Genomic DNA, 15,663 nt, shown 5'->3' with positions numbered 1-15,663 from the left:
GGGAGGTGCTCCACCCGAGCCGCGGGAGGTCAGGCCGACTTGCCGGTCTGCTCCTGCGCGTGGGCCTGCAGGAGTCCGTTGACCCCGCGCAGGAACGTCTCGCAGACCAGTTCGGGGTCGTAGAGGCAGCCGGCGGTCATGGCGCCGTCGCGCAGCATCACGAAGTGCCGGGCGGCGGGCAGGGCCGGCTCGTCCCTGATGCGCGCGAGCAGGCCTGTCATGACCTCCAGGAACCACTGCCGGTGCTCAATCACGGCCTGGTGCACGGGATGCCGGGGATCTGGGTACTCCGCGACGGCGTTGAGGAACGCGCAGCCGCGGAAGTCGGCGGTCTGGATGCCGTGGGCGATGGACCTGCTGATGGCGCGGACCGTGTCCGCCGCGGGGGAGCCGTCGGCGACGGCCTCCTCGACCAGTTCCCGCACGGACCGGCCGGCATCGGTGAGGTAGGCGAGGACGAGGTCCTCCTTGCCGGGGAAGTGCCGGTACAGGGTGGCCCTGGTCACCTGCGCCTCGGCGACGACGCGATCGATGCCGACCGCGTGGATCCCCTCCGCGTAGAAGAGCCTGGCCGCCGTCGCGAGCAGGCGGGACCGCGCTTCGGACGGTCGCCCCGGGGATTCACTGCGCTCCATGGTGTCCAAGCTATCAGATAGAACGTTCGGTCTTGACACTTCGCGGCGAACTGAGCATGCTGAATCTCGATAGAACGTTCGGTCTCGTTAAGACCCCCGGAAGGAACGCCATGACCACCGTCGACTCGCCCGTCGGCTCACCCGCTGTCGGCGACACCGCGCAGGCGCTGCGCCGCCTGTACTTCGTGCGGTTCGCCTTCGCCCTCGTCTGGGCGGGCGCGTTGTTCGCCACGGGCGGGCAGCTCGGGCCGCTCGGCATCGCCCTGATCGTGCTGTACCCGCTGTTCGACGTGGCCGCGGCGGTGGTCGACGTGCGCGCCTCCCGCGCCACCCAGCTCCCGTACGGCCTCTACCTCAACATCGCGATCAGCCTCGCGGCCGCGATCGGCATGGCCTTCGCCGGCCCCTCCGGGGTGCCCGCGGTCCTGCTCGTGTGGGGTGCCTGGGCCGTCATCGCCGGGCTCGTCCAGCTGGCGGTCGGCATCTCCCGCCTGAAGATGGGCGGCCAGTGGTCGATGATCCTCAGCGGTGGCATCTCGGTGTTCGCCGGTTCGGGATTCGCCCTGGGGTCGGGCGCGCCGGACGCCTCACTGACCAACGTGGCCGGTTACGCGGTTCTCGGCGGGATCTTCTTCCTCATCTCGGCGCTGCGCTTGCGCCGCACTTCCCAGGAGCGTTGACATGGTTGCGGAAACTTACGACGTCGTCGTCATCGGCGCGGGTCCGGTGGGCGAGAACGTCGCCGACCGCGCGGTCCAGGGCGGCCTGAGCGTCGCCGTCGTCGAGCGGGAACTGGTCGGCGGTGAGTGCTCCTACTGGGCGTGCATGCCGACCAAGGCGTTGCTGCGCAGCGCGGCCGCACTGCGCGCCGTGCGGAAGCTTCCTGGCGCACGGGAGGCCGTGACGGGCGAGTTGGACGTGGCCGCGGTGCTCCGCCGCCGTGACGCGTTCGCCTCGGACTGGAAGGACGACGGCCAGGTCGCCTGGCTCGAGTCGGCGGGCATTCCGCTGTACCGAGGCCACGGGCGACTCACCGCCGAGCGCGTCGTCGAGGTGACCGGCGAGAACGGTGTCACGACGCTGACCGCGCGGCACGCCGTCGTCGTCGCGACCGGCACCGGCGCCCTGGTCCCCGACATCGAGGGCCTGCGTGCCTCGAAGCCGTGGACGAGCCGGGAAACCGTTGCGGCGAAGGAGGTTCCCGGCAGGCTGGCCATCATCGGCGGCGGTGTCGTGGCCTCCGAGATGGCGACCGCGTTCTCGAGCCTGGGTGCGACGGTCGAGATGCTGGCCCGCGACGGTGTGCTGCACATGCAGGAGCCGTTCGTCGGCGAGCGCGTCACGGCCGCCTTGCAGGAGGCCGGTGTGACGGTGCGCGTCGGTGCCGAGGCCGCCTCGGTGCGCCGCGACGACGACGGTTCGGTCCACATCACCCTCAAGACCGGCGAGGAGGTCGTGGCGGACGAACTGCTCGTCGCGATCGGACGCACGCCGAACACCGAGGACGTCGGCCTCGACTCCGTCGGCCTGAAGCCGGGTTCCTGGCTCGCGGTCGACGACGCGATGCGCGTCCTGGGCGAGGACGGCACGCCGCTCGGCGAGGGCTGGCTGTACGCGATCGGCGACGTCAACCGCAGGGTTCTGCTGACGCACCAGGGCAAGTACCAGGCCCGTGCGCTCGGCGACGGCCTCGTGGCGCGCGTCAAGGGCGAGACGGTCGACGTCGGTCCGTGGGGCAGGCACGCTGCGACGGCGGACGAGCGCGCGGTGCCGCAGGTCGTCTTCACCGAGCCGGAGATCGCCGCGGTGGGCCTGACCGCGGCCGCCGCCGAGGCCGCCGGGCTGCGCGTCCGGGTCGTCGACTACGACCTCGCCGCCACCGCCGGTTCCTCGCTGCACGCCGAGGGCTACAGCGGCCACGCCCGCATGGTCGTCGACGAGGACCGCAAGGTGATCGTCGGCTTCACCCTCGTCGGCCCGGACGTCGCCGAGCTGCTGCACGCCGCGACCATCGCGATCGTCGCGGAGGTCCCGCTGGACCGGTTGTGGCACGCCGTCCCGTCGTTCCCGACCGTCAGCGAGGTGTGGCTGCGGCTGCTGGAGGCCTACGGACGCTGAGGCGTCGAACCGGTGTCCCGTCCTGGTGCGGGACACCGGGTTACGCTGGATCGCGTGACCACCTCCGCCACGACGATGAAGATCGGTGAGCTCGCCCGCCTGACCGGGGTCAGCGCCCGCTCGCTGCGGTACTACGAGCAGCAGGGCCTGATGCACAGCACGCGCTCCGTCGGCGGTCAGCGGCACTACGCGGCGACGGACGTCTCGCGCGTCGAGGTCATCCGGCGGCTGTTCGACGCCGGCCTGGGCAGCAAGGTGATCGCCCGCCTGCTGCCGTGCGTGGAGACCGCCGACGTGGAGATCGCAGAGGACGCGTTCACCGCCATGGTGGGGGAGCGCGAACGGCTGACCGCCGACATCACCCGGCTCGTCGAGGCGAGGGCCGCGCTCGACGAGCTGATCGAGGGCAACACCCGGTTCCGCAGCGGGTTCGAGGCGCGCTGAGCCGGGTCAGAGGCTCAGGTCGACGACGAGCTTCCCCTTGGCGTGCAGGGACTCCACGAGAGCCAGCGCCTCGTCCGCCTGCGCGAGCGGGTAGGTCGCGGTGATGTGCGGGTCGAGCTTTCCCGCGACCATCAGCTCGGCGACGCGTTCGAGGCCCGCCCGGTCCACCCGCCGCTCGACCGTCGCGCCGCCGACCTCCGTCACGGACGGGTCCCCGACGGAGACGACCTTCGCGCCCAGCGGGGCCACCGCGCGCAGCGAGTCGCCGCCGACGTTGTCGACCACGGCGTCGAAGCCGTCCGGGGCCAGGGCGCGGAGCCGTTCCACGACGTCGCCTCCGGTGTAGTCGACGAAGGTCGCGCCGGTCGACGTCACGAGGTCCTGCTTCGCCGTGCTGGCGGTGCCCGTCACCACGAGTCCGCGGTCGTGCGCGAGCTGGGCCAGCGCGATGCCGACGCCGCCCCCGATTCCGTTGACCAGCAACGAGGATCCGGCGGGCAGGTCGAGCTGGTCGAGCACGTCCAAGGCGGTGGTGCCGGCGACGGGGATGGTCGCCGCCCAGGTGTCCGGCAGCGCGTCGGGGATGCGGGCGGTGGACGTGCCGAGCAGCAGCGTCGTCTCCGCGTACGTGCCCGCGCCGGTCAGCGCGAACCCGGTGACCCGGTCGCCGACGGACAGGCCCGTCACGTCAGCGCCGACCGCGAGGACGGTTCCGGCCGCTTCCATGCCCAGCACCTGGGGGAACGGCAGGTCGCCGTTGATGAACGGGGCGTGCCCGGACCGCAGCTTGTGGTCGAGCGGGTTGACGCCGGTGGCGGAGACGCGGACGAGGACCTCGGCCGGACCGGGCACCGGGTCGGGCCGGTCGAAGAAGACCTGCTCGCCGGCATCGCCGAAAGCCTTGTACCCCAACGCCTTGCTCATCGCTGATCACTCCTCGAACCGTCATCCTGTGGACGGTTCGACGCTATTCGTTGACACCGGTGTCAGCTTCTACCGGATGTGACGCGAAGCTCAGTTCTCGACGTCCTCGAAGATCAGGAACGTCTTGGTGGACAGCACTCCGGGGATGTTCTGCAGCTGTTCCAGCACGACGCGCCGCAGCGCGTTGTTGTCGGCCGCCCTGACGAGCAGCATCACGTCGAACTCGCCGCCCATGAGCGCCATGTGCCGCACCTCGCGGATGGCCCGCAACTGCGCCTGCAGATCCCGCCAGTTGTTCTGCCGCACCGTCATCGCCACGTACGCGGACGTCGTCAGCCCGACCTTCACCGGGTCCACCCGCGCGGTGAAGCCGGTGATCACCCCGTCCGCCACGAGACGTTCGAACCGGGCGTAGGCGTTCGCGCGCGAGATCGTCACGCGTTCGGCCAGCGCGCGCCCCGACAACCGGCCGTCCGCCTCCAGTTCGCCGAGGATCCGCCGGTCGATCTCGTCCAGTTCCGCGTCCACGCGTCTCACTCCCAGGGGCAAAAGGGCGGCGTACCGGTCCGACTGGACCCGCTGAATCGAAACGAGAAGTCAATCGTCTCGCTCTTTCGCTCAGATCTAGCCGATTGGCCACCAATATAGGCAACATTCGGGCCTGGTGTAACTGCTCGTGGAGGTGCGGATGAGTACCGGACAGCTCAAGGCGGCCATCACCCCGGCCCGGTTGCTGGACGAGACCGGCCGCCTGGTCAGGGGAGCGTCGAAACCCGACGCCGAGGCCCTGGTCGAGGGATACCGCAAGCTCGTGTTCGCCCGCCGGCTGAACGAGCAGTGCGGCGCGCTGGTCCGGCAGGGACGGCTGGCCGTGTACCCGTCCTCGCGGGGGCAGGAGGCCTGCCAGGTCGCGTGCGCGTCGGTGCTCTCGGACGGCGACTGGCTGTTCCCGACTTACCGCGACACCGCCGCGATCGCGGCCCGCGGCGTGGACCCGGTCGAGGTGCTCACGTTGCTGCGCGGCGACTGGCACTGCGGCTACGACCCGAACGAGCACAAGGTCGCACCCCAGGCCACCCCGCTCGCCACCCAGCTGCTGCACGCGGTCGGTGTCGCGCACGCGGCCCGTCTCAAGGGCGAGGACACGGTCGTCATGGCGCTGTGCGGTGACGGCGCGACGAGCGAGGGCGACTTCCACGAGGCGTGCAACTTCGCCGCCGTGTTCAAGGCGCCGGTGGTCTTCTTCGTGCAGAACAACAAGTACGCGATCTCCGTGCCGCTCGCGCGCCAGTCGGTCGCGCCTTCCCTTGCGGCCAAGGCGATCGGGTACGGCATGCCCGGCGTGCGCGTCGACGGCAACGACCTGCCGGTGCTGGAGAAGGTGCTCGGCGAGGCCGTCGCCCGTGCCCGTGCGGGGGAGGGCCCGACGCTGGTCGAGGCCGACACCTACCGCATCGAGTCGCACACCAACGCCGACGACGCCAGCCGGTACCGCGCCGACGACGAGGTCACCGAGTGGATCCCGCGCGATCCCTTGCTGCGTGTGAAGACCTACCTCACGACGGTCGGCGCGCTCGACGACGCACGCGAGCAGGAGATCGCCGCCGCCGCGGAGGAGATGGCGGCCGCGGTCCGCGCCGGGGTCGGTGCCGAGTCCGCAGTGGACCCGGAGGACCTCTTCGCCCACGTCTACTCCACCCGCACGCCCCAGCTGACGGAGCAGCGCGCCTCGCTGCGGGCCGAGCTCGACTCCGAGGAGGCCTGATGAGCGCCGAGAAGATGACGATGGCGCAGGCGATCAACGCCGCGCTGCGCGACGCCATCGCGGAGGACGACTCCGTCGTGGTGTTCGGCGAGGACGTGGCCCAGCTGGGCGGCGTCTTCCGCGTGACCGACGGCCTGCACGGCGAGTTCGGCGAGAACCGGGTCTTCGACACCCCGCTGGCCGAGTCCGGCATCGTCGGCATGGCGGTCGGCATGGCCATGAACGGCATGCGCCCTGTCGTCGAGATGCAGTTCGACGCCTTCGCGTACCCCGCGTTCGAGCAGATCGTCAGCCACGTCGCGAAGCTGGGCAACCGCACGCGCGGCAAGGTGCGGCTGCCGATCGTCATCCGCATTCCCTACGCGGGCGGCATCGGCGGCGTGGAGCACCACTGCGACTCGTCCGAGGCCTACTACGCGCACACCCCCGGTCTCACCGTCGTCGCGCCGGCCACCAACGCCGACGCCTACGGCCTGCTGCGCGCGGCGATCGCCGGTTCCGACCCGGTGGTGTTCCTGGAGCCCAAGAAGCACTACTTCGCACGGGAAGAGGTCGACACGTCGGTGGCGGTGCCGCCGATCGGCCGCGCGGTGGTCCGGCGTCCCGGCAAGGACGCCACGCTGATCGCGTACGGCCCCTCCGTGCCGGTGGCGCTGGCCGCCGCCGAGCAGGCCGCGACCGAGGGCAGGGACCTGGGCGTGGTCGACCTGCGCTCCATCGTCCCGTTCGACGACGAGACCGTGTGCGCCGAAGTCCGCAAGACGGGCCGTGCGGTCGTCGTCGCGGAGGCGCCCGGCTTCGCCTCGGTGGCCTCGGAGATCGCGGCACGGGTGGGGGAGCGCTGCTTCCACCACCTGGAGGCGCCGGTCCGCCGCGTCACCGGTTTCGACGTGCCCTACCCGCCGCCGAAGCTGGAACACCACTTCCTGCCCGGTGTGGACCGGATCCTCGACGCCGTCGACACGCTGCAGTGGGAGGACGCCGCATGAGCACCCAGGTGTTCGACCTGCCCGACCTCGGTGAGGGGCTGACCGAGGCCGTGCTGGTCCGGTGGCTCGTCAAGACCGGGGACCCCGTCGGCGTGGACGAGCCCGTGGCCGAGGTCGAGACGGCCAAGGCGATGGTCGAGGTGCCGTCACCGTTCGGCGGTGTGATCGCGCGGCTGCACGGCGAGGAGGGCGAGACCCTCCTGGTCGGCTCGCCGCTGATCTCCGTCGGGCCCACCGCCGACACCTACGTCGAGGAGGAGCGCGCCGGTTCCGGCAACGTCCTGATCGGCTACGGAACGTCGGAGACGACCACCTCCCGCCGCCGGAGGAAGGCCGTTTCCCGTTCCGCGCCAACGCCTGCGCGCAACGGCGAACGCCCCGCCGTGCAGTCGCCGATCGTGCGCCGCCTCGCCAAGGACAACGGCGTCGACCTCAGCGCGGTGACCGGCACCGGGCCCGCCGGCCTGATCACCCGCCGCGACGTCGAAGCCGCGGTCGTCGTGCCGGAACCGGTGGCGGTGGTGTCCGATGTGGACCAGCGCACCGGTCTCCGGATCAGCACCCGCGTGCCGTTGACCGGCATGCGCAAGGCCGTCACCACCACGCTGACCCGCAGCCGCACCGAGATCCCCGAGGCGACGACGTGGGTGGACGTCGACGCGACCGCGTTGCTGGAACTCCGCGCCGAGCTGAAGGAGACCGGTGCGGCACCGGGACTCCTGGCGATGGTCGCCCGGTTCGTCGTGGCGGGGCTCGCCCGCTTCCCCGAGCTGAACTCCCGCGTCGACACCGAACGCGGCGAGATCACCCACCTCGACGGCGTCAACCTCGGCCTCGCCGCGCAGACCGACCGCGGCCTGGTCGTCCCGTCGATCAGGGACGCGCACCGGCTGAGCATGCGCGGCCTCGACACCGAGATCCGCAGGCTCACCGCGGCCGCCCGCGAGGGCAACGCCACGGCGGCCGAGCTCGGCTCGGGGTCGTTCACCCTCAACAACTACGGCGTGCTCGGGGTCGACGGCAGCGCCGCGATCATCAACCACCCCGAGGTCGCGATCCTCGGGATGGGGCGGATCCTGCCCCGGCCGTGGGTGGTCGACGGCGAGATCGCGGTGCGGCACATCGTGCAGCTGTCGCTCGTGTTCGACCACCGGGTGTGCGACGGGGGCACGGCGGGCGGGTTCATCAGGTTCGTCGCCGACTGCGTGGAGAACCCGAAGTCGGCGATGGCGGACCTCTAGTGGTGTGGCGCAGAACGTTGCTGGGCGTGGATCACCTCGCCAACGTTCTGTGACGCGCCACTAGCCGAGGGACAGCCGCTCGCGGTGGAGGGCCGCGGCCTTCAGGTGCGCGTCCACAGTGGACTGGTGCGGCTGGTCGAGCACGGCCGCCGACTCGTCGGCGAGACCGGTCAGGCGAGCCACCTCGGCGTCGGTCAGCTCCGCCGCGACCTCGGCCGCCGCGACGTTGGCGCGCAGGTGGTCGGGGTTCTTCGTGCCGGGGATGGCCACCACGGCGGGGGAGCGGCGCAGCAGCCAGGCCAGCGCCACCTGGGCCGGCGTCACGCCGAGACGTTCCGCTGGACCGGTCAGCTCGTCGTACCCGGCGAGCTGACCGGCGGCCAGCGGGAAGTACGGCACGAACAGGATTCCCTGGGCCTCGCAGTCGGCGAGTACCCGCACGCCGCTGCGGTCGAGCAGGTTGAAGCGGTTCTGCACGGCGAAGATCGGCGTGATCCGCTGCGCGCGGGCCAGCGCCTCCGGTGACGCGCCGGACAACCCGATGCGGCGGATCAGGCCCTTCTCGCGCAGTTCGGCGAGCACTCCGAGCGAGTCCTCCATCGGCGCCTGGCTGTGCACGCCCGGCCCGTCGCCGTCGAGCCGCAGGTAGGTCAGCTCGCTGGTCTCGACGCCCAGGTCGGTCAACGACTCGTGGACCTGGCTCCTGACCGTGTCCGGGTGGTCGGTGATGATCCACGACCCGTCGGCGCCGCGGCCCGCGCCGACCTTGTTGCCGATGATCACGTCCTGCGGGAACGGCCGCAGCGCCTCGCCGATCAGCCGGTTGACGGTGCGCGGCCCGTAGGCGTTGGCGGTGTCGAAGAACGTCACGCCCAGCTCGACCGCCAGGCGCAGCACCGGCCGCGCCGACTCCGGGTCGTCCGGCAGGCCCCACACGTTCGGGCCTGCGAGCTGCATGGCGCCGTATCCGATGCGATTCACTTGCTCTCCCTGGTTGTATCACCGATACGGCTGATTGCGTATCGGTGTCTGTTTCAGTGATACGCGGAATGCCGTAGCATTGCAACCGTGGACGACGCGAAGGCACAGACCCGGCAGCAGATCCTCGAGGTGGCGGCCGAGATCCTGGAACGGGACGGCGTCCAGGCCGTGTCCACGCGCTCGGTCGGTGCGGCGGCCGGCATCCGCGCCGCCTCGCTGTACCAGCTGTTCGGGGACAAGGACGGCCTGCTGACCGCTCTGGCCAACCACGCCTTCGACCTCTATCTGAACGAGAAGCACGCGCTGGTGCGGACCGACGACCCCGTCGAGGACATGCGGCGCGGCTGGGACGCGCACGTCGACTTCGGCCTGAACCACCCGGCGCTCTACCTGCTGATGTTCGGCACCGACCGCCCCGAACGCCGCCCGCCCGCCGTCGCGCGGGCGCACGCCCTGCTGCTGGCCTTCATCGACCGCGTCGCCGCCGCCGGACGCCTGCGGGTCCCGCCCGCCCGTGCCGCCGAACTCTCCACGGCCGCGGCCACCGGCGTGGCCATGCTGCTGATCGGCACCCCGGCCGAGGAGCGCGATCCGGAGCTCTCCGCGCGGATGCGCGACGTCCTCATCGACTCTCTCGTCACCGATGTCGCGCCCGCCGCCGAACCCGGCCTCGCGTCCAGCGCCCTCGCCCTCGACGCCGCCATCGCCGACGAGGCGGACCTGCCGTTGCGCCCTGCCGAGACGGCCCTGCTGCGCGACTGGCTCGACCGGCTCGCGCGCTGACGGTCAAGGCGCGTGCGTCCACGCACAAGTCGCCAAAGCCCTGTCCTGCGAGCGTTGCGGCAAGCACCGAGACGCAGGAGGACGCCATGACACTCACCGCCGAGCCGCGGACCGGGTTCACCACCGGCCTGTTCATCAACGGCACCTGGTCGGACGCGGCGGAGACGTTCGAGGACCTCAACCCCGCGACCGGCGAGGTGCTGACCGCGGTCGCGCACGGCAGCGCCGAGGACGTGGACCGGGCGGTGCGCGCCGCTCGCGCCGCGCTGAACGGCGTCTGGGGTGACACGCCGGGCGTCGCCCGCGGTGTGCTGCTGAACAGGCTCGCGGACCTCGTCGAACGGGACGGCGAGATCCTGCAACGGCTGGAGGCGCTGGACATCGGCAAGCCGTTCGCCCAGCCCGGCATGCTCGACGTGCCGAACGCCGCCGCCACGTTCCGGCACTTCGCCGGGTGGGCCGACAAGGTCCAGGGCGCCACGATCCCGACCGCCGGGTACCTCGGCATGGCGAAGACGCACTCCTACACCGTGCGCGAACCGGTCGGCGTCATCGGCGCGATCATCCCGTGGAACACGCCGCTGATGATCGCGGCCTGGAAGCTCGGACCGGCGCTCGCCGCGGGCAACACCGTGGTGGTCAAGCCCGCCGAGGACGCGCCGCTGTCCGTTCTGCACCTCGCGAAGCTGGTGGAGGAGGCCGGTTTCCCGGCAGGCGTGGTGAACGTGGTGCCAGGGCTCGGCGCGACGACGGGTGCCGCGCTCGTAGCCCACCCGGACGTCGACAAGATCAGCTTCACCGGGTCGCCCGAGGTCGGCAGGCAGATCCAGAAGTCCGCGGCGGACACGTTCAAGCGCGTCACCCTGGAGCTCGGCGGCAAGAGCCCGCAGATCGTGTGCGAGGACGCCGACGTCCAGGCGGCGGTCCAGGGCATCGCGATGGGCCTGTTCTTCAACCAGGGCGAGGTGTGCGCGGCCGGCACCCGGATCCTGGTGCACCGCGCCCACTACGAGACCGTGGTGAACGCGCTCGCCCAGGCCGCCGAGGCGCAGGTGCTCGGTGACCCGTTCGACGCGCGGACCACGATGGGCGCGTTGGTCAACGCGAGCCAGCAGCAGCGCGTCACCGACTACATCGAGAAGGGCAAGGCCGAGGGCGCACGCCTCGTCGCCGGCGGCGGCAAGGTCGACGAGCCCGGTTTCTTCGTGCGCCCCACGATCTTCGCGGACGTCGACAACACCTCCACGATCGCCCGTGAGGAGATCTTCGGCCCGGTCGGCGCGGTGATCCCGTTCGACACGGTCGAGGAGGCCCTCGCGATCGCCAACGACACCGACTACGGCCTGGCCGCGACGATCTGGACGCGGGACGTCTCGCTCGCGCACACGATGGCGGCGAAGGTGCGCGCGGGTGCGGTGTGGGTCAACGGATGGGCGGCCATCGACCCCGCTCTGCCGTGGGGCGGCATGAAGTCCAGCGGCATCGGCCGCGAGCTCGGCTGGTCCGGCATCCTCGCCAACACCGAGGAGAAGGTCGTGACGATCGTCCTCTAAGGACGGTTCTTGCGGTACTCGCGCGGCGACTGCCCGAACGCGCCGCGGAACAGCCGCGAGAAGTGCGCCGGATCGGTGAAACCCCAGCGGTGGCCGACGTTCGCGATCGGGACGTCGGCGCACCGCGGGTCGGCGAGGTCGCGGCGGCAGCGCTCCAGGCGGCGGCCGCGGATCATCGCCGACACCGAGGTGCCCTCCGCCTCGAAGACCTTCTGCAGGTGGCGGACGGAGACGAAGTGCGCGTCGGCGACGGACCTGGACGACAGACCGGGGTCGTGCAGGTTGTCGTTGATGAACTTGCCGGCGCCGGCCAGCAGGGCGCGGTGCGCGGCGGGTTCGTCGGCCGGTTGCTGCATCTGCTGGGCGAACGCGGCGGTCACCAGGTCGACCACGGCGTCACCGAGGTGCGTCGCGATGACCGGCCTGGTGGAGCTCAGTTCGGCGCTCAGGCCCTTCATCAACGGCGCGATGAGCGAGCCCAGCCCGGTGTCGCCCGCGAGGCGCACGGCGGTCAGCCCGGCCATGTGGTGCTCTGGCAACCGGACGAGCTTGCGGGGGAACATGGCGATGGTCATGCGGAAGTCGTCGCCGAACGAGATGCGGTACGGCCGGGAGGTGTCGTAGATGGCGAGGTCACCGGGCAGCAGCCGGGCGCGCCGGTCGTCCTGCTCGATCACGCTCGTGCCGCTCACCTGCAGGCCGAACTTGTACAGCTCCGGGTCGTCCTGGCGGATCAGCCGCCGGGTGCGTTCGACGACGGCGTGCGAGGCGGCCACCTCGGCCAGCAGGACCGAGCCCAGCGGCGCGGAACCGACGTCTCCGCTGAAGCTCGCCACGTCCGACTCGCAGCGCGCCCGCAGCGGCACGAAGGTGTTGCAGATGCTGTGTTCCCAGGCTTCGAACGTCGCTGCGGTCACTGCGGTCTCCTCGCTGAGACGCCGGTCACGGCGGACAATACTTACCGAATGGTCGTTCGGTCAACTACCCTGCCCGCCAACGGGCGACCGAGGAGGACGCGATGCTGGACCTGAGCCCGCAGCCGGGTGACCTGGAGCCGATCGAGACCGCGTCGGTGGACGAACTGCGCGCGTTGCAGCTCGAACGGCTGCGGTGGTCGGTCCGGCACGCGTACGAGAACGTGCCGCACTACCGGGCTTCGTTCGACGCGGCGGGCACGCACCCCGACGACGTGAAGACGCTGGACGACCTCGCGAAGCTGCCGTTCACGACGAAGGCCGACCTGCGCGACAACTACCCGTTCGGCATGTTCGCGGTGCCGCGGCAGGAAGTCGTCCGCGTGCACGCCTCGTCCGGCACCACGGGCCGGCCGACCGTCGTCGGCTACACGCGTGACGACCTGGAGACGTGGGCGACCGTGGTGGCGCGCAGCATCCGCGCGGCGGGCGGCCGGGCAGGGCACGTCCTGCACAACGCCTACGGCTACGGGCTCTTCACCGGCGGACTGGGTGCGCACGCGGGTGCGGAGAAGCTCGGCTGCACGGTCGTCCCGGTGTCCGGCGGCATGACCGAACGCCAGGTCCAGCTGATCCGCGACTTCGAGCCCGACATCATCATGGTCACGCCGTCCTACATGCTCTCGATCATCGACGAGATGGAGCGCCAGGGCGTCGACCCGCGCTCGACGTCGTTGAAGGTCGGCATCTTCGGCGCGGAGCCGTGGACCAACGACATGCGCGCAGAGATGGAGCGGCGCCTCGACATGCACGCCGTGGACATCTACGGCCTGTCCGAGGTGATCGGGCCGGGCGTGGCGAGCGAGTGCGTGGAGACCAAGGACGGCCTGCACGTGTGGGAGGACCACTTCTACCCGGAGGTCATCGACCCGGTCACCGGTGAGGTGCTGCCCGACGGCGAGGAGGGCGAACTCGTCTTCACGTCGCTGACGAAGCAGGCCATGCCGATCATCCGCTACCGCACCCGCGACCTGACCCGCCTGCTGCCGGGCACCGCGCGGTCGATGCGCCGGATCGAGAAGATCACCGGCCGCACCGACGACATGATCATCCTGCGCGGCGTGAACCTGTTCCCGACGCAGATCGAGGAGCTGATCCTGCGCGTTCCCGCGCTGTCGCCGCACTTCCAGTGCGTGCTGAGCCGCACGGGCAACCTCGACGACCTGACCGTTCTGGTCGAGCACCGGGAGGACGCCGTCGCGGCGGACGCGGGGGCACAGCTGAAGAAGCTCGTGAAGAACTCCATCGGTGTCACGGTCGCCGTGGAGGTCGTCGCGCCGGGCGGGATCGAGCGCTCGGTCGGCAAGATGAAGCGGATCGTGGACCGCAGGCCGCCCCGGTGAGCCCGTTTGTCACCTGATCAAGCGGTTTAGGGGCGTTGTTGCGGAATCCGTTATCTGGTCTGCTCACCATGCTCTGCATGAGCGGAACACCGATCTTCGACGAGCTCTACGCCAAGTACGTGATCGGCGCGCCCGCGACGGTCACGTACCCGGACGTCACCGTGCCGCGGGAGGTGTGGCAGGAGCAGGTCGTGCCGCAGTTCGCGGCGAGCGTTGACGCCCCCGTCTGGCCGAGCTGAGCTCCTGGGACCCGCTCGGAGGGCTCTGGTGTGATCGCCGTGGTGACCACACCGGAGTCGCGACACGTTCGTGGTTCAGGAGAGCACCCCGGAGCGGGTCACTCCTACTTCGACGTGCCCGCTGTCTTCTTGTGCTCGTCGTACCGCCTCTTCGCCTCCTCCGCGTCCGCGGACGTGCTCCAGCCGAACGCGGCGGAGACCGGGATGCTCTGGAGGCAGACCATTTCCTCCTTGTTCGCGTTCGGGGCGTTCGCGGTCGCCGCGACCGAACCGAAGTGGTGGCCCGTCCCGTTCTTCTTGAAGATCACGCACCAGTCGCCGTACGGGACGCCGACGAGGCCGGGGACGGCGTAGATGCCGGCCGGGGCGTTGAGGTCGCGCGTGCCCGCGGGGTAACGGGCATCGATCACGGTGCCCTCCCACAGCTCGCCGACGGCCTGGTTGAAGGTGCGGTGCACCAGGTACTGCCCGGGCTCGTTGATCATCATCCTCAGCAGGTCCGCGACCGACAGCTGTCTTGATCTGTCGGCGGCGGGCTTGTTCGCGCCACCCGGTGGCGCGCCGGCCGGTGCGCCACCGCCGGTCTGGGAGGACCGGGGGAGCCACAAGGGAAGCCATGTCGGCTTGGTGAGCTCGACCAGCAGCCGCGTGACCACGGCGCGGGTCAGGAAGTCCGCCCAGCGCGCGTGCTGCGCCCAGTGGACCCAGGCCGGTCCGCGGGGAACGAGGGGTGCGGCGGCCGCGAAGGACTGCCGCACCGACTGGCGCACCACGTACCGGAGCTGCGGGCGCAGTGCCCACGCCATCGAGGTCATCGGCCCTCCTCCGTCAAACCGCCCGCGGCGAGCTCGGCGAGCGCCGCCTTGGTGTCCTCGGCGATCCAGGTCAGCAGGTCCTGCTCGCTGACCTGCGCCCATTGCCCGGGATCGGCCTTCGCGGCCTCCGCGAGGCCGGCGGCGAGGTCGGCGGCGATCCGCTCCGCCATCTCGCTCGCGAGCGGCAGCTGGACCTCCGTGGCCGCCTTGCCGTCTGCCACCGCCGATTTCCGCGAGGTCGCCTCGCCGGTCTCGGTGATCTCTGAACTTCGTTTGGATGCAGGTGTTTCTTCCATGGTTCGGAGTATCCCTCCGCGGGGATCCGCGGGCCATGGACCGAACGGAGGCGCGTGCAGGGCTGTTTTGGCTTGTCCCGCAAGGGAAATCGCGTTCGCGGAGATCGAGTTGATCACCTGCCCCCGCCCGTGCGCGATCCGTCGGCAGGTGCCGCCTCGGGTCTAGTCGGCCGCGCAGGACGCTTCCGGCACACCGGCGTTCGCCGCGTTGTCGATGTTGTCCTCGACCCACACGCGCAGCATCCGCAGCGGGACGGCCGCGCTGTGCCCGAGCGCGGTGAGCGCGTACTCGACGTGCAACGGCACCGCCGGGTAGACCGTGCGGTCGACGAGGCCGAACTCCTCCAGGCGGCGCAGGCTCTGCGTGAGCACCTTCGGGCTGACCCCCTGCAGGCTCCGCTGGAGCTGACCGAACCGCTGCGGCCCCTCTTCGAGCGCGCCGATCGCCAGTGCGGACCACTTGTTCGCCAGCAGGTCGAGCATCGCCCGGCATGGGCACTGCGCGGCGTAGACGTCGTGGTCGGAGTGCTGCCCCGTCAGGCATACTGTGGTCATCGCGAGCC

At 70.9% G+C, this 15,663-nt stretch carries 18 protein-coding genes; 10 read left to right on the top strand and 8 right to left on the bottom strand.

The window, feature by feature from the left end; genetic code table 11:
- Positions 1 to 29 precede the first annotated feature (29 nt).
- Positions 30 to 635 carry a TetR/AcrR family transcriptional regulator gene (locus ACFWN2_RS22775; protein ID WP_382430309.1) on the bottom strand — a complete coding sequence of 202 codons (606 nt, stop codon included), beginning with the start codon at positions 633 to 635 and terminating at the stop codon, positions 30 to 32.
- 110 nt (positions 636 to 745) lie between these two features.
- On the opposite strand from ACFWN2_RS22775, the gene ACFWN2_RS22770 reads away from it, so the two are divergent.
- The 3 genes from ACFWN2_RS22770 to ACFWN2_RS22760 are packed head-to-tail and all read left to right on the top strand — an operon-like array spanning position 746 to position 3,197.
- A complete protein-coding gene (locus ACFWN2_RS22770) occupies positions 746 to 1,315 on the top strand; it encodes a hypothetical protein (RefSeq protein ID WP_382430307.1) in 570 nt (189 codons plus the stop codon).
- A 1-nt stretch (position 1,316) separates the two neighbouring features.
- Positions 1,317 to 2,753, top strand: coding sequence for a dihydrolipoyl dehydrogenase family protein (locus ACFWN2_RS22765; protein ID WP_382430305.1), 1,437 nt, complete (start codon positions 1,317 to 1,319; stop codon positions 2,751 to 2,753).
- A gap of 54 nt (positions 2,754 to 2,807) precedes the next feature.
- Entirely contained in the window at positions 2,808 to 3,197 is a 390-nt protein-coding gene (locus ACFWN2_RS22760; protein WP_382430303.1) for a MerR family transcriptional regulator, read from the top strand.
- 6 nt (positions 3,198 to 3,203) lie between these two features.
- On the opposite strand, the gene ACFWN2_RS22755 is transcribed toward ACFWN2_RS22760, so the two are convergent.
- A complete protein-coding gene (locus tag ACFWN2_RS22755; protein WP_382430301.1) occupies positions 3,204 to 4,121 on the bottom strand; it encodes an NADP-dependent oxidoreductase in 918 nt (305 codons plus the stop codon).
- Positions 4,122 to 4,211: 90 nt separating this feature from the next.
- On the bottom strand, positions 4,212 to 4,649 hold the full coding sequence (locus tag ACFWN2_RS22750) for an Lrp/AsnC family transcriptional regulator (RefSeq protein ID WP_382430299.1): 438 nt from the start codon (positions 4,647 to 4,649) through the stop codon (positions 4,212 to 4,214).
- Positions 4,650 to 4,809: 160 nt separating this feature from the next.
- On the opposite strand from ACFWN2_RS22750, the gene pdhA reads away from it, so the two are divergent.
- Genes pdhA through ACFWN2_RS22735 form a run of 3 tightly spaced genes read left to right on the top strand, consistent with a single transcriptional unit; the run spans position 4,810 to position 8,116 of the window.
- Positions 4,810 to 5,886 (top strand): pyruvate dehydrogenase (acetyl-transferring) E1 component subunit alpha, encoded by a 1,077-nt coding sequence (gene pdhA / locus ACFWN2_RS22745; RefSeq protein ID WP_382430297.1) that lies wholly within the window; start codon positions 4,810 to 4,812, stop codon positions 5,884 to 5,886.
- Positions 5,886 to 6,875, top strand: a complete 990-nt coding sequence (locus ACFWN2_RS22740) for an alpha-ketoacid dehydrogenase subunit beta (protein ID WP_382430295.1) — start codon at positions 5,886 to 5,888, stop codon at positions 6,873 to 6,875. The genes pdhA and ACFWN2_RS22740 overlap by 1 nt, the downstream gene beginning before the upstream one ends.
- Positions 6,872 to 8,116, top strand: a complete 1,245-nt coding sequence (locus tag ACFWN2_RS22735) for a dihydrolipoamide acetyltransferase family protein (protein ID WP_382430293.1) — start codon at positions 6,872 to 6,874, stop codon at positions 8,114 to 8,116. Before ACFWN2_RS22740 ends, ACFWN2_RS22735 begins: the two co-directional genes overlap by 4 nt.
- Before the next feature lie 60 nt (positions 8,117 to 8,176).
- Here ACFWN2_RS22735 and ACFWN2_RS22730 read toward each other — a convergent pair whose 3' ends face one another.
- The gene (locus tag ACFWN2_RS22730; RefSeq protein ID WP_382430291.1) at positions 8,177 to 9,097 is read right to left on the bottom strand and encodes an aldo/keto reductase; all 921 of its coding nucleotides are present in this window, start codon (positions 9,095 to 9,097) and stop codon (positions 8,177 to 8,179) included.
- Between the two features lie 87 nt (positions 9,098 to 9,184).
- On the opposite strand from ACFWN2_RS22730, the gene ACFWN2_RS22725 reads away from it, so the two are divergent.
- Together ACFWN2_RS22725 and styD are read left to right on the top strand one after the other, a co-directional pair.
- The gene (locus tag ACFWN2_RS22725; RefSeq protein ID WP_382430289.1) at positions 9,185 to 9,880 is read left to right on the top strand and encodes a TetR/AcrR family transcriptional regulator; all 696 of its coding nucleotides are present in this window, start codon (positions 9,185 to 9,187) and stop codon (positions 9,878 to 9,880) included.
- A gap of 86 nt (positions 9,881 to 9,966) precedes the next feature.
- Positions 9,967 to 11,433: a phenylacetaldehyde dehydrogenase StyD gene (styD, locus tag ACFWN2_RS22720; protein WP_382430287.1), complete on the top strand. Its 1,467-nt coding sequence runs from the start codon at positions 9,967 to 9,969 to the stop codon at positions 11,431 to 11,433.
- Here styD and ACFWN2_RS22715 read toward each other — a convergent pair.
- Complete coding sequence (locus tag ACFWN2_RS22715; RefSeq protein ID WP_382430285.1) at positions 11,430 to 12,350, bottom strand: helix-turn-helix domain-containing protein; 921 nt, start codon at positions 12,348 to 12,350, stop codon at positions 11,430 to 11,432. The genes styD and ACFWN2_RS22715 overlap by 4 nt on opposite strands.
- Before the next feature lie 101 nt (positions 12,351 to 12,451).
- Here ACFWN2_RS22715 and paaK point away from each other — a divergent pair, with 101 nt between their 5' ends.
- Both paaK and ACFWN2_RS22705 read left to right on the top strand, forming a co-directional pair.
- The gene (paaK, locus tag ACFWN2_RS22710; protein WP_382430283.1) at positions 12,452 to 13,750 is read left to right on the top strand and encodes a phenylacetate--CoA ligase PaaK; all 1,299 of its coding nucleotides are present in this window, start codon (positions 12,452 to 12,454) and stop codon (positions 13,748 to 13,750) included.
- A 77-nt stretch (positions 13,751 to 13,827) separates the two neighbouring features.
- On the top strand, positions 13,828 to 13,989 hold the full coding sequence (locus ACFWN2_RS22705) for a hypothetical protein (RefSeq protein ID WP_382430281.1): 162 nt from the start codon (positions 13,828 to 13,830) through the stop codon (positions 13,987 to 13,989).
- 104 nt (positions 13,990 to 14,093) lie between these two features.
- Here ACFWN2_RS22705 and ACFWN2_RS22700 read toward each other — a convergent pair whose 3' ends face one another.
- From ACFWN2_RS22700 to ACFWN2_RS22690, 3 genes are all read right to left on the bottom strand, one after another.
- Positions 14,094 to 14,804, bottom strand: coding sequence for a hypothetical protein (locus ACFWN2_RS22700; protein WP_382430279.1), 711 nt, complete (start codon positions 14,802 to 14,804; stop codon positions 14,094 to 14,096).
- A complete protein-coding gene (locus tag ACFWN2_RS22695; protein ID WP_382430277.1) occupies positions 14,801 to 15,025 on the bottom strand; it encodes a hypothetical protein in 225 nt (74 codons plus the stop codon). Before ACFWN2_RS22695 ends, ACFWN2_RS22700 begins: the two co-directional genes overlap by 4 nt.
- A 237-nt stretch (positions 15,026 to 15,262) precedes the next feature.
- Positions 15,263 to 15,655 carry a winged helix-turn-helix transcriptional regulator gene (locus ACFWN2_RS22690; RefSeq protein ID WP_382430275.1) on the bottom strand — a complete coding sequence of 131 codons (393 nt, stop codon included), beginning with the start codon at positions 15,653 to 15,655 and terminating at the stop codon, positions 15,263 to 15,265.
- Positions 15,656 to 15,663 lie beyond the last annotated feature (8 nt).

This window comes from Lentzea sp. NPDC058436, assembly GCF_042721515.1.
GTDB lineage: Bacteria > Actinomycetota > Actinomycetes > Mycobacteriales > Pseudonocardiaceae > Lentzea.
Note: the sequence above shows the minus strand (reverse complement) of the source record. Positions and strands in the feature narration are given on the sequence as shown.